Origin of the sequence: Sulfitobacter sp. HI0027 (genome assembly GCF_001634775.1) — a bacterium.
Taxonomy (GTDB): Bacteria; Pseudomonadota; Alphaproteobacteria; order Rhodobacterales; family Rhodobacteraceae; genus Sulfitobacter.
The window spans coordinates 1-20,296 of record NZ_LWER01000145.1; the positions used below are offsets into that span (position 1 = coordinate 1).

General features: G+C 54.7%; 20 protein-coding genes and 1 pseudogene. 16 read left to right on the forward strand and 5 right to left on the reverse strand.

The window, feature by feature from the left end:
- On the forward strand, positions 1-292 hold a 292-nt coding region (locus A3722_RS08500; protein WP_201721990.1), incomplete at its 5' end, for a transposase.
- A 21-nt stretch (positions 293-313) separates the two neighbouring features.
- Positions 314-526: a transposase gene (locus A3722_RS23245; protein WP_443068608.1), complete on the forward strand. Its 213-nt coding sequence runs from the start codon at positions 314-316 to the stop codon at positions 524-526.
- A 147-nt stretch (positions 527-673) separates the two neighbouring features.
- Here the strand turns inward: A3722_RS23245 and A3722_RS08505 are convergent, their stop codons facing one another.
- Together A3722_RS08505 and A3722_RS08510 are read right to left on the reverse strand one after the other, a co-directional pair.
- Complete coding sequence (locus A3722_RS08505) at positions 674-877, reverse strand: dodecin family protein (RefSeq protein WP_067627044.1); 204 nt, start codon at positions 875-877, stop codon at positions 674-676.
- 144 nt (positions 878-1,021) lie between these two features.
- Positions 1,022-2,833 carry an acetyl-CoA hydrolase/transferase C-terminal domain-containing protein gene (locus A3722_RS08510; RefSeq protein ID WP_067916056.1) on the reverse strand — a complete coding sequence of 604 codons (1,812 nt, stop codon included), beginning with the start codon at positions 2,831-2,833 and terminating at the stop codon, positions 1,022-1,024.
- 401 nt (positions 2,834-3,234) lie between these two features.
- Here A3722_RS08510 and A3722_RS08515 point away from each other — a divergent pair, with 401 nt between their 5' ends.
- From A3722_RS08515 to A3722_RS08545, 7 genes are all read left to right on the forward strand, one after another.
- Positions 3,235-4,566: an ATP-grasp domain-containing protein gene (locus A3722_RS08515; protein ID WP_067631309.1), complete on the forward strand. Its 1,332-nt coding sequence runs from the start codon at positions 3,235-3,237 to the stop codon at positions 4,564-4,566.
- A 20-nt stretch (positions 4,567-4,586) separates the two neighbouring features.
- Entirely contained in the window at positions 4,587-6,620 is a 2,034-nt protein-coding gene (locus A3722_RS08520; protein WP_067631312.1) for a CocE/NonD family hydrolase, read from the forward strand.
- 253 nt (positions 6,621-6,873) lie between these two features.
- Entirely contained in the window at positions 6,874-8,445 is a 1,572-nt protein-coding gene (locus tag A3722_RS08525) for a flavin monoamine oxidase family protein (protein WP_067631315.1), read from the forward strand.
- A gap of 4 nt (positions 8,446-8,449) precedes the next feature.
- Entirely contained in the window at positions 8,450-8,974 is a 525-nt protein-coding gene (locus A3722_RS08530; protein WP_067631318.1) for a c-type cytochrome, read from the forward strand.
- A complete protein-coding gene (locus A3722_RS08535) occupies positions 8,971-9,477 on the forward strand; it encodes a RidA family protein (RefSeq protein ID WP_067631321.1) in 507 nt (168 codons plus the stop codon). The genes A3722_RS08530 and A3722_RS08535 overlap by 4 nt, the downstream gene beginning before the upstream one ends.
- A gap of 158 nt (positions 9,478-9,635) precedes the next feature.
- Positions 9,636-10,142 (forward strand): superoxide dismutase family protein, encoded by a 507-nt coding sequence (locus A3722_RS08540; protein ID WP_067631324.1) that lies wholly within the window; start codon positions 9,636-9,638, stop codon positions 10,140-10,142.
- 172 nt (positions 10,143-10,314) lie between these two features.
- Positions 10,315-10,992, forward strand: a complete 678-nt coding sequence (locus A3722_RS08545) for a glutathione S-transferase N-terminal domain-containing protein (protein WP_067631327.1) — start codon at positions 10,315-10,317, stop codon at positions 10,990-10,992.
- Positions 10,993-11,460: 468 nt separating this feature from the next.
- Here A3722_RS08545 and A3722_RS25290 read toward each other — a convergent pair.
- Positions 11,461-11,595 (reverse strand): annotated as a pseudogene (locus A3722_RS25290) (IS256 family transposase); the annotation flags it as partial.
- Positions 11,596-12,059: 464 nt separating this feature from the next.
- Here A3722_RS25290 and A3722_RS23255 point away from each other — a divergent pair.
- Positions 12,060-13,601, forward strand: coding sequence for a phospholipase D-like domain-containing protein (locus tag A3722_RS23255; protein ID WP_082849410.1), 1,542 nt, complete (start codon positions 12,060-12,062; stop codon positions 13,599-13,601).
- On the opposite strand, the gene A3722_RS08560 is transcribed toward A3722_RS23255, so the two are convergent.
- Complete coding sequence (locus tag A3722_RS08560) at positions 13,496-14,485, reverse strand: lysylphosphatidylglycerol synthase domain-containing protein (RefSeq protein ID WP_082849411.1); 990 nt, start codon at positions 14,483-14,485, stop codon at positions 13,496-13,498. The two genes, A3722_RS23255 and A3722_RS08560, sit on opposite strands and share 106 nt — an antisense overlap.
- 127 nt (positions 14,486-14,612) lie before the next feature.
- Here A3722_RS08560 and A3722_RS08565 point away from each other — a divergent pair, with 127 nt between their 5' ends.
- The 4 genes from A3722_RS08565 (at position 14,613) to A3722_RS08575 (ending at position 17,659) form a co-directional block, all read left to right on the forward strand.
- On the forward strand, positions 14,613-15,326 hold the full coding sequence (locus A3722_RS08565; protein ID WP_082849412.1) for an endonuclease/exonuclease/phosphatase family protein: 714 nt from the start codon (positions 14,613-14,615) through the stop codon (positions 15,324-15,326).
- Positions 15,327-15,654: 328 nt separating this feature from the next.
- Entirely contained in the window at positions 15,655-16,575 is a 921-nt protein-coding gene (locus A3722_RS08570) for a complex I NDUFA9 subunit family protein (RefSeq protein ID WP_082849413.1), read from the forward strand.
- Between the two features lie 69 nt (positions 16,576-16,644).
- Complete coding sequence (locus A3722_RS23955; protein ID WP_150120381.1) at positions 16,645-16,833, forward strand: hypothetical protein; 189 nt, start codon at positions 16,645-16,647, stop codon at positions 16,831-16,833.
- An 88-nt stretch (positions 16,834-16,921) separates the two neighbouring features.
- Positions 16,922-17,659, forward strand: coding sequence for a Crp/Fnr family transcriptional regulator (locus tag A3722_RS08575; protein WP_067631338.1), 738 nt, complete (start codon positions 16,922-16,924; stop codon positions 17,657-17,659).
- Here the strand turns inward: A3722_RS08575 and A3722_RS08580 are convergent.
- On the reverse strand, positions 17,654-18,076 hold the full coding sequence (locus A3722_RS08580) for a response regulator (RefSeq protein ID WP_150120382.1): 423 nt from the start codon (positions 18,074-18,076) through the stop codon (positions 17,654-17,656). The genes A3722_RS08575 and A3722_RS08580 overlap by 6 nt on opposite strands.
- A gap of 699 nt (positions 18,077-18,775) precedes the next feature.
- Here A3722_RS08580 and A3722_RS08585 point away from each other — a divergent pair.
- Together A3722_RS08585 and A3722_RS23260 are read left to right on the forward strand one after the other, a co-directional pair.
- On the forward strand, positions 18,776-19,522 hold the full coding sequence (locus A3722_RS08585) for a PRC-barrel domain-containing protein (RefSeq protein ID WP_067631344.1): 747 nt from the start codon (positions 18,776-18,778) through the stop codon (positions 19,520-19,522).
- 332 nt (positions 19,523-19,854) lie between these two features.
- Positions 19,855-20,028, forward strand: coding sequence for a hypothetical protein (locus A3722_RS23260; protein WP_161488217.1), 174 nt, complete (start codon positions 19,855-19,857; stop codon positions 20,026-20,028).
- The last annotated feature ends 268 nt before the right edge of the window (positions 20,029-20,296 follow it).

The window sequence follows — 20,296 nt, forward strand, 5'->3', positions numbered from 1 at the left end:
GGCCATTGCACCGAGCTGGCGCCGAGCCTGGAACGAGGTGATCCCGTTTCTCGACTACCCGCCCGAAGTGCGCCGATTGATTTACACAACGAATGCCATAGAAGCCTTGAACTCAAAAATCCGGCGTGCGGTGCGAACCCGAGGCCACTTCCCGAGCGATGAGGCGGCAGCAAAGTTGATCTACTTGGCGCTCAATGCTACTTCAGTCGAGTGGAAGCGATCTGTGCGTGAATGGCACCGCGTTAAAAGCCAACTCGCCATCATGTTCGAAGAACGCTTTCCCATGGCGTAACTAAAGGCGTCAGGGCACAAAATTACGCACACTCCCGCCATAGAAGCCTTGAACTCAAAAATCCGGCGTGCGGTGCGAACCCGAGGCCACTTCCCGAGCGATGAGGCGGCAGCAAAGTTGATCTACTTGGCGCTCAATGCTACTTCAGTCGAGTGGAAGCGATCTGTGCGTGAATGGCACCGCGTTAAAAGCCAACTCGCCATCATGTTCGAAGAACGCTTTCCCATGGCGTAACTAAAGGCGTCAGGGCACAAAATTACGCACACTCCCGGCGGGAAAATTCCGGTCCGCATAAAAACAGTGCCATCTGGCACCAGAATAGTGTCAGATGGCCCAGGCATCTATTCAGATGCTAACCCGGACAAGCTACGATAGTAGCTGTCAGTCGTCCAAGACAAAAGTTACGGACAAATTGACCTTGAATTCCGTAATCTTTCCATCCTCGACCATTACATTCTGATCTTTTATCCAAGCACTCTTGATCCCTCGCAGCGTCTTTGAAGCACGTTCAATACCCTGCTTGGCGGCGTCGTCGAAACTATCCGGTGACGTTGCAGATATCTCGGTTACTCGTGCAATAGTCATGGCGTTCTCCTTTCTCTTGGTACTGTAGGCCCAACAGCCGGTTTGCTGGCTTGTTCCAGGTTCATTCGAGAGCAGCATGATGTTGCCGAATTACCGTTCTGCGACTTTAGCAGAGAATGAATTCGAGGCTCTGCACAGGCGAAGTCAGCGCACCGTCCGTCTCAACGCACCTTGCAAGGCGCGTGCGGCGACGCTCTTGTTGGTCTGGAACCCCATACGCAACAATGCCTCGCGCTCCTTCACATGCGGCGGAAGACACAACGATGCGGCCAACAACTGCGCTTTGCCTCGCCATGTTGATGAAAGCATCTTGAGCTCTTCCAGCGCAGGCAGCAAAACGCGCTCGATATCATCGAAGTCACTGCCGAGCGGGAAAGCTGGAAGCGTCCTACGATGCTCCTCAATCCATGCATGGACCCGCTTAGGATAGTTCTGGCGGTGGGCTTTCGGGATTTCATAATCATCGGGAAGTTTCCCCGCTGATTTGGCCTGGGCCATCAATTTGTCCTGGAAACGACTATCGGATATGTTCAGCAGAGCGCCGATCACCTGCGCGTCGGATAATCCGCGCAGGTCGGCGGCACCATATTCGGTCACAACCAGATCGCGCATGTGACGCGGCACTGTCACGGTATCGATCGCCCAGCGAATGTTGCTGCACGGTCTGCCTTTGCTCATTCGCCAGGCAGGAAGCGTGATGATGGAACGCCCCCCCTCCAGCGCAAAGGCCTGTTCGACGAAATTGAATTGCCCGCCGACACCGCTGACCACCTGTCCGTCGTCCAACGTGTCAGACATGACGTCGCCCAAAAGGCTCACTTGCATGGCCCCATTGACGAACCTAGCGTTCACGCGCGCAGCACGTTTCGCCTCCTCATCGCCATAAAGGGAATTGGTGAAACTCACGGGCCGCATCGCGATTTTCGCGCGTTGATCTTCGGGCAAGCATCGCAAGCGTTTGTAAAAATCGCGCGTTTCGACAAAAAAACCTGCATCAATCACGGCGCCATCGACTTCGCGCCTTAAAATCCCAGCCTCGAAAAGTGCTAGTAGCCCGCCAACCAGCATTTCAGTGACAGCGTAAAGGCCCTCTCGAAACGGCGCCTCGTGTCGATCCCCTTGCGGGAATGGGCAACCACGTTGGATGGTGTGCATTTTTCCTTCATCGCGGAGTATCAAAGCATGCGCCACAGCGTCGCCGATGCCCCCGATGCCGATCTGCAGCGTCCCCCCGTCTCTGATGAGGCCGCTCACGTGCAGCCCGATCGCATGCGCGGCGTCCTCGACCGGGCGGCGTACTGCCGAAAAAAGATTGTAGTCGGGAACGCCATGCAGGACGTGATCCGCCTCATTTGCGTTCATTACGGCACCATCGCCCTGCATGAAAGGCATCTCGGGATGCACCTCGAATGCCACTTGGAAATCGACCTTACCCGCGGCGCGAAATGCAAACAGATCGGCGGAAATATCGGTGTTGGACGACAGCGAAAACTGACCACCTTTCTCTGCGACCAGTTGGAGCAGAACATTGGGCTGTCGATCCAACAGAACGTCGCGGGCATGGGTGTAATTCGCTGCGATATAGGCTTGCTGCATTGCGTCCACCCCCAGCCATCGACCAGCAAACAGGAAAAATTCATTTACCGTGACGTTGCTCGGCAAGGTCCCTTCGCGCAGCATCCTCACATAGAGGGGGCCGGGATAGGCACCGAAAAGTCGGTCGAGCGCTGGCTCAAGAAATCGCTGTTCCATGTCCGATGACAATGGAGGTCGCTCCAGGGTGAGCGCCGTAAAAATAGACAGCTTCCGCTCTGGTACGTTGCGGGCGCCACGTACCAGAGCGTCTACCAGCGTCAGTGGTTTGCCCAAACCTAATGGAAGAGCTAACCTAATCTCGCCGCCTGTAGACTCGTACAGTTGCTGCGCAATGGTATCGGCTTCGTCTTCCCGCTCCATAAATACAGATATCCTGTAGATTGCGTTAGAGGTGCAACCAAGCATCTTGGCGCACCAAAAAATCTTAACCATGGGTGCGAGGTCTCGGTCTCAAATCCTCCCAGCAAGCCCGGGTGGCCTCGCACCCCAAACTTCACCCTCACCTATGTTTCGCCCTTTTTAAACAATCCTCTGCGCAGTGAGGCGACCTCAGTGGAACTTAGATACTTTGACCTCAGAACTCCTATGTACGAAAACCCTTATCTTTGCGAAGAGTTCCTGGCGAGGATCAAGCTGTTGTTTCGTCTAACTTCTTTTTTCCGAGTTCTGCTGCCCCCGGCGAACGAAAGCAATCCGCAAGGAACATTCTCATTCGCGGGCTGTTGTTTTGATATGTGGGGGTACGAAAGAGGGCGTCGATCATGGCGAGTGCAACGAGAAACCAGACCGCGAAGAAGCTTGTTTGCATCGTAGGCTCCGACGCTTTTCATCAGGAAATGATTGGTCGAATACCTGAGGCAAAAGACTGGCAGTTGGAACAGGTTCTGCACCGTACCGATGTTCAACCTAACGGTACCTTCGATTTTGACACCTTGCTGAATGAAGCCCGGGCAATCATCAGCGGTTTCGATCGCCCGCCGGACGCTATAATTGGCCATCTTGATTTCCCCGTCTCCGCATTGGTGAGTCTTCTGTGCCGTGACCATGGATTGATTGCCGCATCGCCCGAAGCAGTGGCACGCTGCGAGCATAAATACTGGATGCGTCAATATCAGCAGGATGCTCTGCCAGATCACACGCCTCGCGTGGTTGCCATCAATCCTTTCGATCCAGATATCGTGCGAAAGCCGCCGCTGCCGTTTCCATTCTGGCTAAAGCCGGTGAAGGGTCATTCATCCATGCTTGGGTATCGCGTACGTGAAGCTTCGGAACTAACCCAAGCACTCAGCGCTTGCCGCAGGGCCATTCATAGGTACGGTGAACCGTTCAACGCCTTTCTCAAGCACCTTGATCCGGCAGAACTTCCCACAGACAAAATTGATGGTAATTACGCTGTTGCTGAAGAATTGATCTCGGAAGATCAGCTTTTCACCTTCGAGGGCTATAGGCACAAAGGCGAAACAACGATTTACGGGGCCATCGAAAGCAGGCGGTCCGGGCGCCACATGTCTAGTTTATCAAGCTATTACTACCCCGCCGAGTTGCCCGGGGAAGTGGTTGAAGCAGCGCAACAACAAGTGACCAAGGTGCTCACGCAGGTGGGATTCGACAACGGTCCTTTCAATGTGGAGTTTTTCCATGATCCCGAAACCGGTGCATTAAACCTGCTGGAAATCAACACCCGGCTTTCAAAATCCCATGCTCCGCTTTTTGAAATCGTCGATGGCTGCTCCCATCACAAACAAATCATTGAGTTGGCGCTCGGGCAGACGCCCGACAGACCTAAACGTAAGGGCACTAGCCCTATGGCCGCCAAGTTCATGGTCCGTAGCCACGAAGCAAATGGTGTTGTTCACACTGTCCCGTGCCAAGAAGAGATCGACAAGCTCTGCGCATTGATGCCCGACCTGAAGGTACAATTGTTGGTTAATGAGGGTCAGAACCTCTCTGAACTAGTCGATCAGGACAGCTATTCGTTCGAGTTAATGGATGTCTTTCTGGGGGGCGAGAGCGCCGAGTTCATTGAGGATGCATATAGACGTTGCCGGGACTCGCTGGTGTTCCTGATTAAGCCAATGGACGACACGGACTAAGCCGCGAACAGGAGGCATTGATGAAAACGATAAGCACATTTCCGAACGAGGTGATCGAAGAAGAAAATGTGTTCATTCCCTCAACCGATGGGATCCGACTAGCCGCTCGAATTTGGCGGCCCAAAAATTCGGAGAACGTCCCAGTACCGGCTATCCTAGAATACATCCCCTACCGTAAAAGGTTTGGCACGGCTATTCGCGATGAACACACCCATCCATATCTAGCTGGACACGGCTATGCCTGTATCCGGTTGGACATTCGCGGCAGCGGTGAAAGTGAAGGTGTGCTGAGGGATGAGTATTTGCAAAGCGAGTTGGACGACGGCGTTGCCGCACTGCATTGGATCGCCGATCAACCTTGGTGCGATGGTAATATTGGTATGATGGGAATCTCATGGGGCGGCTTTAACGCCTTGCAGATTGCCGCGATGCAGCCGGAATCACTAAAGGCCATCGTTACGATGTCTTCAACTGATGATCGTTATTCGGATGATATCCACCACATGGGCGGCTGTTTGCTGGGCGACAACCTATCATGGGCGTCGGTAATGTTCTCCTATAACACCATGCCCCCGGACCCTGCGCTGGTCGGCAGTCGCTGGCGCGACATGTGGCTGGAACGTTTAGATAACTCCGACCTATGGCTGAAGAATTGGCTGCAACACCAACGGCGCGATGCCTATTGGCGACATGGCTCTGTGCGTGAGGACTATTCCGCCATCAAGGTACCGGTCTTTGCGGTTAGTGGCTGGGCGGACGGCTATACCAACTCTGTTTTCCGACTCATGGAAAACCTTGACGTTCCCCGCAAGGGGATGGTTGGCCCGTGGGGCCATATCTATCCACATTTCGGCCGTCCGGGCCCGGCCATTGATTTTCTATCCGAGTTGTTGCGTTGGTGGGACCGCTGGCTCAAGGGCAAAGACACCGGCGTGGAGGACGACCCGATGATCACTGCGTGGATGCTGGATAGCGCTCCGCCTAATCCGGAATACGATCATCGCCCGGGCCACTGGGTTGGAGAAACCATTTGGCCCGCGCCAGATATCACATTCGAACGATTTACGATCGCTGAAGGACGAAATCTGCGTCCCGAAAAGAAAATACCATCGCAGAAGGAAGAAGAAGTTAACCTGGATGTGCAGTCGCCGGTGACTTTGGGTCTACATTCCGGCAAGTGGTGTTCCTATGCCAATGGTCCCGATCTGGCAAGCGATCAGCGCGCAGACGACGGTGGTGCGTTGGTTTTCCAGTCCGATCCATTAACAGAAGATATGTATATTTTGGGGGCGCCAGAGGTCGAATTGAAGCTGGCCAGTGATTGTCCCGTAGCCATGGTCGCGGTGAGGCTGTCCGACATGCGGCCTGATCATCAAGTAACCCGCATCACATATGGAATGTTAAATCTAACCCACCGTGACAGCCGTGAACATCCTGAAGAGTTGAAACCGGGATGCTTTTATCGAGTCCGAGTACCAATGTGCTACGTTGCGCAGAAGATACCTAAAGGTCACCGTGTACGTCTGTCGATCTCGACCGTTTACTGGCCCTTGGCATGGACTCCGCCCGCCTCTGTGCGCTTGACGATCCGCACAGAAAAAAGCATGCTGACACTGCCCTGTCGTACTCCCAAAGTCAGCGATGAAGCGCTGGAATTCGGAGCGCCAATCCAATCACCGGCTCCTTCGGTAACCTCATTGGCACCACCCGCGCACGAATGGGTCATCCATCAGGATCTAGGGCGACAATGGACGGAGTTACGCGTCACCGACGACCGAGGAAAGATGCGACTGGACCGAATTGACCTAACGGTCGGGGCGCGGGCGGTAGAAATCTATGGTGCAAGACCGGGAGATTTCACGTCTGCTACTGGCGAAACCGAATGGTATCGGACCCTGCAACGCGACGGATGGCTGATCGAAACACGCACCCGCACTTGCCTGACGTCAGACCAAGAAAATTTCTATCTTACGGCCGAGTTAGACGCTTGGGAAAATGGGGCGCGGGTGCGATGTCAAAGCTGGAACGAAACGATCCCTCGGGACATGGTTTGATGGTCGTATGAAGAAACGTTCCTTGGCGCCAACCGTTCTCGACCGCAAATTCGTCTCCGAGCCGTTCAATTGTGCTTTGCAGCGCGCGCGCGTCGCATCTAACCCGGACCGACTTACGCTATGTTGACCTTTTTCGGAACTTAATATTCCCGCACGGGTTAGATTGAAAGGCGTTTGGCTGCGACATGCGCAACTCCTGCGCCACCGCTGCGATGCCCATCGCGCCTCATACTTACCAGCCCGGGAGCCTACCATGAGTGAAATCACACGTCGCAATCTCTTGGCTATGATCGGCACTGCCGCGGGCAGTACCGCCATGTATCATGCCATGGCATCAATGGGTTTCGCCGCCCCGTCGGACTATAGCGGTCCGATCAAGCTGGACGGCGATCCGCAGGGCGCAAAGGTGCTGATCCTTGGCGCCGGGCTTGCCGGTCTGACCGCTGCTTATGAAATGCGAGCGGCTGGCTATGAAGTCGAAGTGTTGGAGTTCCGCGAAAAGGCGGGCGGCCGATGCTGGACCCTGCGTTCGGGCGACAGCTACACAGAACTTGGCGGCGCAACGCAGAACGTTGATTTTGCCGAAGGCAACTACATCAACCCCGGCCCGTGGCGGCTTCCGCACAACCACCATGCCGTTCTGGATTATTGCAAGCGGCTCAAGGTGCCGCTGGAGCCATTTATCCAGCTGAACTACAACTCTTACCTTCACAAGTCGGACGCCTATGGCGGCAAGCCACAGCGTTTGAAGGACATCAAGACCGATTACCGGGGCCATATCTCGGAACTGCTGGCCAAGGCCGTGAACCAAGGCAAACTGGATGAGCTGGTCACCGCAGAGGACCGCGAAGTCTTGCTGGAAAGCCTGCGTTCCTTCGGTGTGCTGAATGAGCAGAACGAGTACGTCAAAAGCTTGGAGACCAGCGAATACCGTGGCTATGCCAAACAGCCCGGCGGCGGTGTGGGCGCGGCACCAGAGGCGTCTGACCTGCTTAACCCGCAGGAAGTCTTGCAGTCACGCCTGTGGGAATATCTCGCCACACATGAGACCGTCGACCACCAAGCCCCCATGTTCCAGCCCGTCGGTGGGATGGACGGTATCGCCAAAGGGTTTGAGCGTGAGGTCGGGGATCTCATTACCTATAACGCCAAGGTCGTCTCGCTTCAGCAGGACGAGAATGGCGTGACGGTGACTTGGGAAGACAGCGCCGGCGGTGGCCAGAAAACCAGCAAGGCGGACTACTGCGTTTGCACCATCCCCTTTTCCATCCTCGGTCAGATCGACCATAATCTTTCGGGCGGTTTGGCGAATGCGATCAGTTCGATGTACTACAATGGATCGACCAAATGGGGCCTCGAATTTAAGCGGCGCTTCTGGGAGGAAGACGAGGATATCTATGGCGGGATCAGCTATACCGATCTGGCCATCGGGCAGATCAGCTATCCCTCCACCGGCTATTTCTCAGACGGGCCGGGTGTGCTTTTGGGCGGTTACACATGGCGCGGCGAAAATTCTTACAAGTTCAACGCGATGGAACCTGATGAGCGGCTGGAATGGGCGCTGCGGGAAGGGGCTAAGATTCACCCGCAGTACCGCGATGAATTCAAAACCGGTGTGAGTGTTGCGTGGCACAAGGTGCCATGGGTGCTGGGCTGTTCTGGCATCTGGGAAAACCGCGACGATTACGACGAAGCGATCAAGATCGACAATCGCGTGGTGTGCGCCGGCGAGCATCTTTCCTATCTGCCAGCCTGGCAGGAAGGGGCGATCCTCTCCTCTCTCGATGCGATTTCGCGTCTCCATGACAAAGTAATCAACGGGTGAAGCCATGCGACAGACTTTTATCACAGCCGCGATCGTAGGTATGCTCGGCACGTTGCCGCTCTATGCCCAAGACGATGAAGTAGACACGCGCGCCGCGCAAGAAACTGAAACGGGCGAGACCTCTACCGAGGTCGAAGCACGGCCCCAAGAGCGCGAGATCACCGCCATGGCAGATGGAGGTGAATGGGTTGAGGAATATGTCAGCGAGGATGGCGAGGAATTGTATCAGTCGCTCTGCTCTGGCTGTCATATGGCCGATGGGTCAGGCGCAGTCGGAGCCGGGAAATACCCTGCGCTCAGCGGGAACCCGAACCTCGAATTCGCCGGTTACGCGACCTACATCATCATTAACGGTCAGGCTGCCATGCCCAGCTTCGGCCATTTCCTTGATGACAAGCAGGTGCTCGCCATTACCGATTATCTGCAAACCAACCTTGGCAATGACTATGAGGCAGATGGCACGCTTGATGCCGTGGCCGATGCCCGTCCCGCCGAACCAGTAGATCAGAATACGGAGGAACACGAATGATCCGCAAATTTATCGCCCCCCTCGCCGCGACCACCGCACTTACGGCCACCGCAGCATTCGCGCAAAGTTCGGAAGTTGTCCGCCATGGATTGCCGGATTCCGACTTCCCGATCCTGCAAGCGGTAGAGGTGCCAGCGGATGCCACTTTGGTTTATCTCAGCGGCACCGTCCCTGAGGTCGCCGATGAAACGGCAGAGAAGGGCTCGCCCGAGTATTTCGGGGATACGGCAACCCAAACTGCCAGCGTTCTGGCGTCGATTGAGAAGAAGCTTGCCGGGATTGACCTCGATATGGGCGATGTCATCAAAATGCAGGCCTATCTCGTCGCTCCCGAAGGCAGCGATGGGATGGACTTTGAGGGCTTTATGAAGGGCTATACTCAGTACTTCGGCACCGAGGAGCAACCCGAACTGCCGACCCGATCCGTTTTTGAAGTTGCCGGACTCGCTAACCCATCATGGCTGGTTGAAATCGAAGTTGTTGCCGTGCGGTCCGGTTCGTGACGATGCAACCGGGGGGCGGATAGATGCGAACGAAAAATCTTAAACGAGTTTCTAAAGTCTACACCCCCCTAAAGAAGTGACCGAATATTTGGGAAGTTTTCAGCGTACGAGGGTTTGTCACTAGAGGGCCCGTTCTTGTTGGCCAAAAGGAGAAAAACATGAAAGTTCTTATCGGAGCTGCAATCTATTTCAGCTTGTCAGCAGCAGCCGTTGCCGCTGCGGAGGTTACTGCAACTGTACATGATCGCGACGGCAAGAGGCTTGGTGCCGTGATGATACAAGATTTGCCCTCTGGTGTGGCCTTAGCGACGCTCACGTTAAACAGCTTGCCCAAAGGCGTGCATGGCATTCACCTACATGAAACTGGCGATTGTTCCTCAGAGGATTTTAAATCCGCTGGCGGGCATGTTGCAGGTGATCGCAAACATGGTGTGTTGGTTGACGGCGGCCCCCACCCCGGTGACATGCCAAACTTGACCGTAAAATCCAATGGAGTTGGTGAAATAGAAGTTTTTCTGCCATTTTTATCCGTGCAGAACGACCTGTTGGACTCAGATGGCTCTGCCTTCGTTATGCACCAAGGCTTGGATGATTACGAAAGTCAGCCGGCCGGTGATGCAGGAGACCGGATCGCTTGCGGAGAACTCACTGAACGCACCCAGTAAGCTGGCGAACATGGTCAGACGAGTTGGTTCGACGTCACCCCATGAGCAATGAGCACCCGTTTGCGGCACCTGTCTGTGCCCGTAACTTGATCGTGGTTTGAACGGAACATTCTTCTGAATGGTCAACTGAACAGAATTCCATTCGCACGTGCATCAAAAGGAACTGCTAAATATGCCAAACTTCACCCTCTATTACTGGCCTGTGCCGTTTCGCGGTGAATTCGTCCGTGCGCTTCTCGCCCATGCTGGCGCAACAGTTGACGAGCCTGATAGCGACGCGGTCAGTGCGATGATGGATATGGACCCGCGCGAGCAGCCCGTCCCGCACATGGCACCGCCATTGTTGGTAGACAATGCATCTGGCAAAGCGATCGCCGAAATGCCTGCGATCTGCCTCTGGTTAGCCGAGCAATTCAATTTGACTCCAAGCGAGCCGCATCAGAAAGCGCGCGCGCTGAAGGTTATAAACGATGCCAATGACGTCTTGGACGAGATGACGCTCAATGGCGGCAAGACGATGTGGACGACAGAGTCTTGGACACATTTTCTTCCTCGCTTACGTCGCTGGATGAAGATCTGGGAGGCAGCGGTCGTGCAGGATCTTCTTTCTGCAAACCAGAACGAACTCGGTTATATCGCGACCGGAACTCTCTGGGGAACGATGACCGAGCGGTTACCCCAGCTTCGCGCACTTCTTAGCGCGGAGGCACCGAATGTTGCCACACTTGTGGAACAGGCCCGATCCCAGGGCGCGCTTTCTGCGCAGGCCGAGGAAAGCCGGAAGCGCTTCGGCAACGTCTGGTGCGGCGGAGAGATTGAAAAATCATTAAGGGAAGTCGTTCAAGGCTAATCAGCGGACACAAGCCCATACCTTGAAGAATACGCCCGCCGCAGCGTAGAAGAAGATCGGCTCATCCTGATCTCAGCAAGCTGTATCTGATGCGCGGTTTCCACAACGAGACGGTTTTTGTAATTTCGTTCATCGCCGGGTGTCGATAGAATAGACTCTTCTGCCTTTGGTGGCGTGACACAAAAGTGTCGCCGGAGATATCACCAATTGGCACACCGCGATGCCGTCGGAAGGGTATCCACCCCATCAGTTCTCGGTGACAATCAACAGAAAAGGCACCCGCAAACGACGACTACCGTTGCGCCAAGAGCGACAATGGCCACTACCGCCCATAATCCCACTTGAAGCCTTGTCATCTGTCCAAGAAGCCTCGCAGTTCTGATAATGCCCGACGGAATGGTGTAATTTTGCTCTTCCGCTTTGACTCGACCGCAGTTCCAGAGCGGCGATTGTCGCCGGGTCCATGGGGAGAGTGTCGCAAATAGTGGCGACGGTTTCTAGTGTCATGTAGCGCCGTGTGATTGCCCACTCATTATTCTGCTCTAACATCAGAGCGCCAACCAACCGCGTGAACGCAGCCTCGTTTGGAAAAATACCCACGACATTTAGCCCGGTGTTTGAATTCCTTGTTCTGGTTTCGTGCCGTCCCCAGTGCTCGTTTAAGCCGTCTGCCATTCGAAAACGACAGGGCTTTTCTATTCCAATGTTGGATTACGGCGGCGCAGATTGTAGAACCCGTTAATGTATTCGAAGATCATCAAACCAAAATACCATACTCACAATCTTAGCAATCGTACGAAGGCTGATCAAAATCGCCAACGGCACCATCAAAACGGCCACCTTGGCTGCTTCAGCCCGCCTAAAACCGCGTTCTGCCACAAAATTTAGCCAGAAGTAATCAAATGGACACGCTATCTGGCTATGCTGGAACATTTTTCGCGCAGGAATAGTTCTATGTAAGACAATAGCTTGCGAAGTGAAGTGCATGAACAGTATCGCCACAATCCTCGGCCGACAGTACGGCCAACGTTCTGGCATATGCGTTCACTTTCGATAAGGTGGGTGAGATGAACAGGCAGCGAACGCATGACCTAATAAACCCGACTGCGGCAGAAGCGCAGCCGGTTCTCTCACCCGGTCGTAACTGCTCTGCCATATCAATCGCACACCGTGCGGCGGTACTGATAGATGGTGCATCTTATTTCGCAGCTTTGGACGCCGTCCTAAGAACGGCTGAACGATCCATTACAATTATCGGCTGGGATTTTGACGCGAGTATTCGTCTTCGTCCTCAGGACGGACCTAATGCGGATGTTCTGGGGGATCTGCTGCGTGAACTGGTCGAAAAGCGTGAGGACCTCCATGTTCGGGTCCTAATCTGGAGTCTGGCGACTGTTCATACGCCAAGTGCAGCTATGCCGCTCGTTGTCGGATCCGGTTGGGCAGACCATGAGCGTATCCACCTGCAACTTGACACTCATCATCCCCTTTATGCATCTCATCATCAGAAGATTGTTATCGTTGATGACGCGGTGGTTTTTGTCGGTGGAATGGATCTAACGGTTGCACGCTGGGACAAGCCTGAACACTCGTCAGACGAGCCGCTGCGAAAGGATACTGACGGGACACCCTATGAACCGGTCCATGATGTCCAAATGGTTCTGGACGGGCCAGTAGTAAGTGATCTTTGTACTATCGCGCATTCCCGATGGTACGATGCAACAGGGGAAGCGTTGTCAGTCCAGGCTACTAAAGACCGTTGGCCTCGCGCGGTGAAACCTGACTTCGAAAATATCAGTGTTGCGGTTTCCCAGACAAAACCCAAATTAGGCGCTCAGCGTGGTATAGAAGAGGCGGCGCAGCTAACGGACGATTTGTTGGAGGCGGCACGCGAGACGATCTATATTGAGGCGCAGTATTTCACTGGACGGCGCATGGGCAGAATGCTCAAGCGGTTGCTTGCGCAGCCGGAGGGTCCAGAAATCGTGGTCATTTGCACGCTTATCGCCAACGGCATCCTAGAACGCTTCATTATGGGGGCGAACAGGGAGCGGCTGCTGCGTCGACTGAAGGCTGTCGACCCGCACAATCGCCTTCACGTCTATTGCCCCGTAACGGACAACGACGAAAAGCACCGACTGCTCATTCATTCCAAGGTAATGATCATAGACGACCGTTTTCTCCGCATTGGCTCGGCGAACCTCAACAACCGTTCGGTGGGGTTGGACACCGAATGTGATGTGACCGTAATCGCGCAGACGCAGCAAGCTCGCGATACGATCCATCGTATGCGAGACACGCTGTTAGGGGAACATCTGGGTGTTGCACGCGAGGAGCTGCAGCAATCGGCGGCGCGCAAAAGAAATCTGCGTAAGATAATTGACGGGCTGCTGTGCGATGGCAAAAGCCTGCGGCCTGTCAACGTAGGCCCGGGGAAGACACGATCGTTTCCCGGCACATTTCTACTTGATCCCGAACGGCCCCTTCCATTTCTCAACGCGCTTCACAGGCTATGGTCCCGAGTGGCCCGCCGTGACCCAGTACGCGAAAAAAACAACTCGGAAACCCCTAAGACCACCAGCCCAGCACAAAGAGGGATGAGAAAATAGACTAAGCGGAACACGAGAATTGCGCCAATCAGGGCCTGGCCCGGCAACAAGTAGGTCAGCACAGCCTCAATCACGCCAAGCCCGCCTGGCACATGGCTGACGATTGTGGCGACATTTGCGCTGACGTAGGCGGCGACAACAGGAAAGTAACTTATTTCGGCAACGGAAAGAACAGTCTGATGCAGCGCGGCAGCAACGAAGACGAAATTCATTGGTCCGATTACACACTGCGCCACGGCCAACCAGAGCTTTGGCATCGCGAGTTTGTGCCCACGAATGTGGATTGCGCCCGTCGCGAAAGCGGCCATCCCGAGATACAGAACTGGGCAAGCGAGCGTAACCAGAGCCATCAACATGACAACACCTGGGCTAAGTCCCAAGGCGTTTATCGCAATTTCCGGCGCTACGAGCAGGGCTATGCCCCCGAGGGCGGCAAGCCCGAGTCCAACTGTCGCCCCACAGAAAACGATCAGTTGTGCGACATCAGCGCGACCAAGCCCCCAGCGGGTGTAATAGCGATAGCGGATCGCCCCGCTGGACAACGCTGCCAAGCCCAACGAATGGCCGATCGACAAACTTGCAAAAGACGCGATGGCAACTTTGCGGTATTCCAATGGACAACCGACATATTGCAACGCCAGCCAGTCAAAACTGGTCAAAGCAAGATAGCTCAGCACCGAAAAGCCCAAGGCGGCAAACAACCGTGCCCAAGAAACCGCCGTCACTGCATCGACGAGGTCAGGCCAATCGTACCGGGACAATGTCCGATAGAGCAGGTAAAGCGCCAGCGTCGCCACGACGACGGCGATAATATAGCCAAGCCAACGGCGCCTTTTGTACGCTGGTTTCCGGTCCTGTTTTTGGGGGCGGACGTCGGCTGCCAAATGAGGATTTCCTTTTCGCGCTATGGCAACTTAACGCCCCACGCGCAGCTTTCGATCCACAAAGAGCATCTTGGTTTGGTCCGGTCCGCGCGTTCGGCTGGCCGAAACGCCGGGAGTGAACAGGCGTATGGATAATGCCCTCTCACCAACCATCCGCGTCATGACATGGAACATTCATGGTGGCATAGGCCCGGACCGTCGCCGTGATCTGCGGCGCGTGGTGGATTTGGTCCAAAGCCATCAGCCGCACATCATTGCGCTGCAGGAAATTGATTCGCGTCGCCGGACATCGTCCACACCCGATGCGTTTGATTTTCTAAACAAGGAACTTGGCGGCAACAGCCATGCAACCCGTCTGATCCGCGCCCCGGACGGCGACTATGGCCATGCGGTAATAAGTTGCTGGCCGATGGCAGCGGCGCGCTACCATGACATTTCCTACAAGCGGCGTGAGCCGCGCGTGGCGATCGAAACAGTGGTGGATACACCCTATGGCTCTCTGCACGTTGTGGCAGCACATCTTGGTTTGAGTTTCCGTGAAAGACGCCAACAAGCCCAAAAGCTAGTGCAGATCGTCCGGAAGAGTGATGAGTGTTCGGTGCTCATGGGCGATCTGAACGATTGGATTGCCGGAGGTGCGGTGCGGCGGATATTGGACAGACAATTCCCTGGACACAGCCACATGAAGACGTTCCCTGCGTATCGGCCCATTTTCCCGCTGGACCGCATATATTGCCGCCCGAAGTCGATACTGCACCGCTGTCAGACAGATCATGCGGCTCGGCTCGCTTCCGACCATCTTCCGGTTATCGCTGATCTGATCTTGGGAAACTGCCCGTAGCGCAACAAAATTATGGCCAAGGCGCCTGACACCATTGGCAGCGACCGTGTCACTTCCGTCATCCATCTGGTGACTTCTTTTGACTGCAGCGTGGAGGCGCGGCACACTCGTGGAATGCACACGTTGTTGGAATAATCTGGTCAGCCCTACCGAACAACTTGGCAAATGCTGCTTCATGAATTCTCTGGTCAGTGAATAACTTTGCCGAGAAGGAACTTTTCGCGCCATTACCGGGTTTGACCCATGCGCGACACGCTTTCGACCGGCTGGTTTTCGCCAAAGTTCTTGAGCACGCTTTCAACCCGAAATGCCGATAGAGGGTTCGCCAATGCATGAACGCAAGCTCTTCACGGTCTTCGGCGGCACCGGCTTTCTTGGCAGACGTGTGGTCCGGCATCTGTTAGCGGTGGGCCACCGGGTTCGGATAGCTGCGCGTCATCCGGCCCGCGAGCCAGACCTATTAGATAGCCCCCGGGCCGAGGCGGTACGCGCCGACCTGTTCGAGCCCGAGACGCTTTCGGCCGCGCTGAACGGTGCCGATGGTGTGGTCAATGCCACCAGCCTCTACGTCGAAAAGGGCAGTCTAACCTATCACGCTGCGCATGTAGAGGCCGCAGCACGGCTCGCATCGCTGGCAAACCGGGCCGGAGTACTCAGGTTCGTCCAATTGTCCGGGATCGGCTCGAACCCCGATGCCAAAAACAGCTATATTCGTGCCCGCGGTCATGGTGAGACCACTGTGCGGTCGGCGTTGCCGGAGGCAACGATCATTCGTCCTGCGGTCATGTTCGGTGACGGCGATGCCCTGCTTGGAACGATACGGGCTGTGGCGCGGTCGCCGGTCTATCCCCTGTTCGGGGCGGGCGACGTGCGGCTCCAACCAGCCTGGGCAGAGGATGTCGCCCGGGCAATCGGAAAACTGCTTGAGGCCGAGACCGGTGCGCCGTGCTACGAGTTGGCAGGTGCAGACACGTTAACCTACCGCGAACTGGTGGAAACGATGGCCCGTGCGTCGGGACTACGAACCCTACCCGTTCCGGTCCCGTTCGTTATTTGGAAGCGCCTCGCCAACATCGCCGAGCGGCTGCCTGGTGCGCCGTTGACCCGCGCGCAGGTCGCGCTGATGCAGATCGACAATGTGGCGTCGGGAGCGTTGCCGGGATTCGCCGATCTCGGCATCACACCGAAAGGGGTCACCGAATATCTCCATGAGCGACAAAAAAACAGTATCGCGAGCTCAGAACGGTAGCGGATGATCAAACCGCGGGGGTGCGTTCTGCCGTAGGCCAAAGTATGGAAGTACGAAAGCGCATCCAGTATGGCCGAACAGCTTTCTGCTATTATTATCTTGGATGGTGGTGCTCGCCCCTGCAGTTTTACCGAGTTTCGTGTGCCATTAGTTTCCCAGAACTGCAACGTGAGCATCACCACGACTATTCCTGTCGAAGCTGATTTAAAATGTACGCTTTGCAAAGTCGTTCTCTACAAATTGAATGATAAGTGGTAGCGTTAAGCACTGGTGCTATTCGTTAAGGGCGGCGTCGGTTGAGAGACGTCGCACGCAGTGCTCTTGCCCCTAAACGCGAGAGTGCTCAATGCCCAAAGCTTTTTCCTGTCCAATTGGCCAGTCCAATCTTATTTCCACTCTGTCCGCGGCGGATCGCGCGTTGGTCGAGCCGCACCTGAGGCCAGTGAAAATGGATATCGGCATGACGTTGGAAGTACCCGAAGTGCCTATCGAATTGGTTTATTTTCCGAAATCTGGCGTGGGATCGACGGTGACCTTTAGCAACAATGGTCGTCGCATCGAAACGGGGTTGTTCGGCTATGAAGGTATGTCGGGAACCGCAGCGATACTGCAAACTGGATATACCTCCAATGAGACATTCATGCAGGTCGCCGGGGAAGGCCTGGTGATCGAACCCGACAGGCTTCAGGATCTGATGGAGCAAAGCCCATCATTTCAACGCCATCTGTTGCGATACGTGCAGGCGATGATGACGCAGACTTCGCAAACCGCACTGTCGAACGGGCAGGCCAAACTGGAAGAGCGGCTCGCACGGTGGCTGCTGATGTGTCATGATCGGATCAGCGGCAACGAGATGGATCTGACCCACGAATTTCTGTCGATTATGCTGGGCGTGCGACGCGCGGGTGTGACCGTGGGCACTCATATGCTTGAGGGCAAGGGACTAATTCGGGCCAATCGCGGGCAGATCATAATTCTTGATCGTGAAGGCTTGGAAGCCGAAGCGCAGGATTCTTACGGCAAGCCGGAAGCAGAATATGCGCGTCTAATCGGGTCTGATCTGACCAAATCGGAAAGGTCATGAGCTGGGATTTAGACGCCAGTGCTCGCTTCTTTTCGTTTTTGCGGAATGGGCCGGAGACTGGGCCAATGAGTTCAGGAGCCCTGCAACAAAATCGGCAACAAATCTGGAATCCTGCGGCTTTGCCAAGCGTGGAACGTCGTGAAATTCCAGGTCGATTTCAGATTTCTCAAAACTGGTGAAGAAAACGAACGGAATTCCAAGCGCTTTGAGCCGTTTTGCAACTGGATAGCTGGCGCCATCCTGCAGTTCGACATTCAACAAGGCAAAATCCAGAGAATTTTCGTCGATCACTCTTAAAGCGCTGACACAAGAACTGGTCATCGCCGAAACCGTTAGCCCCGAATTCTCTAATTCAACAGCCAAGTCTGTAGTGACCAGATCGTCTTTTTCCGCTAGTAGAACCCTGATTTTTCTCATAATATCACTTCCAGATGGGTTGTAGTACCCTTCATATCACCGCCTAATGGCAGGTTTATTTCAACTCCGACGCCGTCATCAATTATGATACAGACCTGTCCCGCCACATCGGCGCACAGCGTCAGGCAGAGATTCTTACAAAAAGGAAGCAATAAACTCAGCTAGATTGTCCTCGTAGCCTGACGCGCTAAACTGTCGGCGCCTGTGTGCTATGGCGTTCAGCCGACTCGCCGTCTTCGTCGAAATGCTGCGCGCCGCTGCTACTCTGGCTATTTGATAACTTTCGTGCCGCTTATATCTACTGATATTCTTTATTAAATTCCACCATGACATATCCGTACTTCGATTCAAAATAAAACGATTTTCGCAAAAGATGTAGACACCCTAACGCCAGTTTTAGCGTGCTAAATTTTATTCTACCGCGCCCGTGCGAAGTCGTACGTTGCATTTAGCAGAAAACCGCCGATCGGTCAGACAGCACGCAATCACTGGGCATTAGTAGGCACATTTTCGATTCACCCGGCTTCGATCAAAACCTTCGAGGCGGAGAGTGACGGAACTTGATACAGCCTCATAGCGTTTGTCCAAAGTAGCAATGCAGGCCAGCCTGTGGCGTCAGTGCATTGCCCTCCACTGGCAAGAGCATCTCAGTCGAGTTCTCAGCCTGCAATAACTGCAATGCGGCAAAGGAGTAATGACATGACATGGAAGAATTCAACGATTTTGACGGTTACAGCATTAGTTCTGGCAGAGCCGCTCTTGGCTCAGCAGAGCGCTCTTGAGGACGCGCCGGTCGTTGCGCTTGGAGACTGGCGTTACGATGACCTCTATTCAAACGGTGTAAGTGCCCGAGACCTAATCGACAGGGAAGTGTACGGACAAACCGGTGACGAGATCGGCGACGTAGAAGATATCCTCATCGGTTCGGATGGGCAGGTTCGTTCTATCGTTGCGGAAGTCGGTGGCTTCTGGGATATCGGTGATACCCATGTCAGCATTCCCCTCAACAGAGTGGACATGTCGAATGGCCAGATCGTGGTTCCGATTACGGAAGATACCGTTGGCGATTACGGCTTCTGGAACGACGAACCCATTCAGAACGGTGCAGTCGACTCCGACATCGTCGAAGGTGTAGATGATGAGCCTATCCCACGCGCGTGGCGAGCCTCTGAATTGATTGGGGACTATGCTCGGCTTCAGAATGATGATGGCTATAACGATTACGGATATGTCAGCGACCTGATTCTGCGCGACAATCAGGTCGCTGCCGTGGTTGTTCAACCTCGGTCCGAATATGGACCAGGATATCGGGCTTATCCTTACTATGGTTATGATTCCGGCTGGAATGCTGGCAGCCCCAACTACGACATGCCCTATACCGAAGATGATGTCCGCGACGCCGAGCGTCTCGACTATAATCGCCTCGACAACTCACTTCAGCGATAATCCATCAGCCCGCTCGTTTCTGACGAGCGGGCTATTTCAGTCATAGGCCGAAAGTTAGGCTTCCATGCATACACTCTTCATCGCCGCTCCAGCGTTATCCCAGCCCCTGCCGCCGCTCAGGATGCGGCATCGATTTAAGTCGTCGAAAGCGATAAACAGGGTGAATTTCTCGCGGCTGAAGTCGGGCGAGCAGCCTATCTTTTCACTGCCGACACCCGAGCTGCGGATGGCAAAGTGGCAGAAATTTCCTACATAACCCCAGAATGTTTGAATGCGTGGCCGTTAGTGGGGGCAGCGGACATGCCCCAAGCCGGGGACGGTGTCAGGGAAAAATGCTTGGGACAATGGACTACGATGGGCAGAAGGTTGTGACCTATCACGGATGGCCCCTCTATTACTTTACCCGCGATGAAGATGCAGATGCGCCGCAGGGACAGGATGTCGAATCCTTTGGCGGTGAATGGTATCTGATTACGCCTGAGGGAGAAAAGGTTCACGCCGAATGACGGGCATTTTCCAGTTGAACTGATCAAGCCGCTCGCTGTCGTGCCTTTACTCCGGTGCCAGTGGCATAATCAGCCGAATTTCATCAAGCCATAACCCAAGCCTCGAATTATCGCACCGTGCCACCGCAGGCCTCTGTCCATCCCTGCGCTTATTTTCCTCATCCCGGCGTTTCCCGCCGATGGAGTGATACTGCGGAGTAAGGCCTCAACGCTCCTCTCTCGGCGCTTGCGTGACTGGGAGTGTTTCGCTGGATCATATTGTGGTGTG

What these genes read in the sequence shown, in the direction of transcription:
- A3722_RS08575 (WP_067631338.1), top strand. Translation starts at nt 16,922, where the DNA reads ATGCCCAAAGCTTTTTCCTGTCCAATTGGCCAGTCCAATCTTATTTCC.
- A3722_RS08510 (WP_067916056.1), bottom strand. Translation starts at nt 2,833, where the DNA reads ATGGAGCGGGAAGACGAAGCCGATACCATTGCGCAGCAACTGTACGAG.
- A3722_RS08525 (WP_067631315.1), top strand. Translation starts at nt 6,874, where the DNA reads ATGAGTGAAATCACACGTCGCAATCTCTTGGCTATGATCGGCACTGCC.
- A3722_RS08580 (WP_150120382.1), bottom strand. Translation starts at nt 18,076, where the DNA reads ATGAGAAAAATCAGGGTTCTACTAGCGGAAAAAGACGATCTGGTCACT.
- A3722_RS08520 (WP_067631312.1), top strand. Translation starts at nt 4,587, where the DNA reads ATGAAAACGATAAGCACATTTCCGAACGAGGTGATCGAAGAAGAAAAT.
- A3722_RS08540 (WP_067631324.1), top strand. Translation starts at nt 9,636, where the DNA reads ATGAAAGTTCTTATCGGAGCTGCAATCTATTTCAGCTTGTCAGCAGCA.
- A3722_RS08570 (WP_082849413.1), top strand. Translation starts at nt 15,655, where the DNA reads ATGCATGAACGCAAGCTCTTCACGGTCTTCGGCGGCACCGGCTTTCTT.
- A3722_RS08515 (WP_067631309.1), top strand. Translation starts at nt 3,235, where the DNA reads ATGGCGAGTGCAACGAGAAACCAGACCGCGAAGAAGCTTGTTTGCATC.
- A3722_RS08535 (WP_067631321.1), top strand. Translation starts at nt 8,971, where the DNA reads ATGATCCGCAAATTTATCGCCCCCCTCGCCGCGACCACCGCACTTACG.
- A3722_RS08565 (WP_082849412.1), top strand. Translation starts at nt 14,613, where the DNA reads ATGGATAATGCCCTCTCACCAACCATCCGCGTCATGACATGGAACATT.
- A3722_RS23255 (WP_082849410.1), top strand. Translation starts at nt 12,060, where the DNA reads ATGAACAGGCAGCGAACGCATGACCTAATAAACCCGACTGCGGCAGAA.
- A3722_RS08530 (WP_067631318.1), top strand. Translation starts at nt 8,450, where the DNA reads ATGCGACAGACTTTTATCACAGCCGCGATCGTAGGTATGCTCGGCACG.
- A3722_RS23955 (WP_150120381.1), top strand. Translation starts at nt 16,645, where the DNA reads ATGGCCGAACAGCTTTCTGCTATTATTATCTTGGATGGTGGTGCTCGC.
- A3722_RS23260 (WP_161488217.1), top strand. Translation starts at nt 19,855, where the DNA reads ATGCTTGGGACAATGGACTACGATGGGCAGAAGGTTGTGACCTATCAC.
- A3722_RS08585 (WP_067631344.1), top strand. Translation starts at nt 18,776, where the DNA reads ATGACATGGAAGAATTCAACGATTTTGACGGTTACAGCATTAGTTCTG.
- A3722_RS08505 (WP_067627044.1), bottom strand. Translation starts at nt 877, where the DNA reads ATGACTATTGCACGAGTAACCGAGATATCTGCAACGTCACCGGATAGT.
- A3722_RS08545 (WP_067631327.1), top strand. Translation starts at nt 10,315, where the DNA reads ATGCCAAACTTCACCCTCTATTACTGGCCTGTGCCGTTTCGCGGTGAA.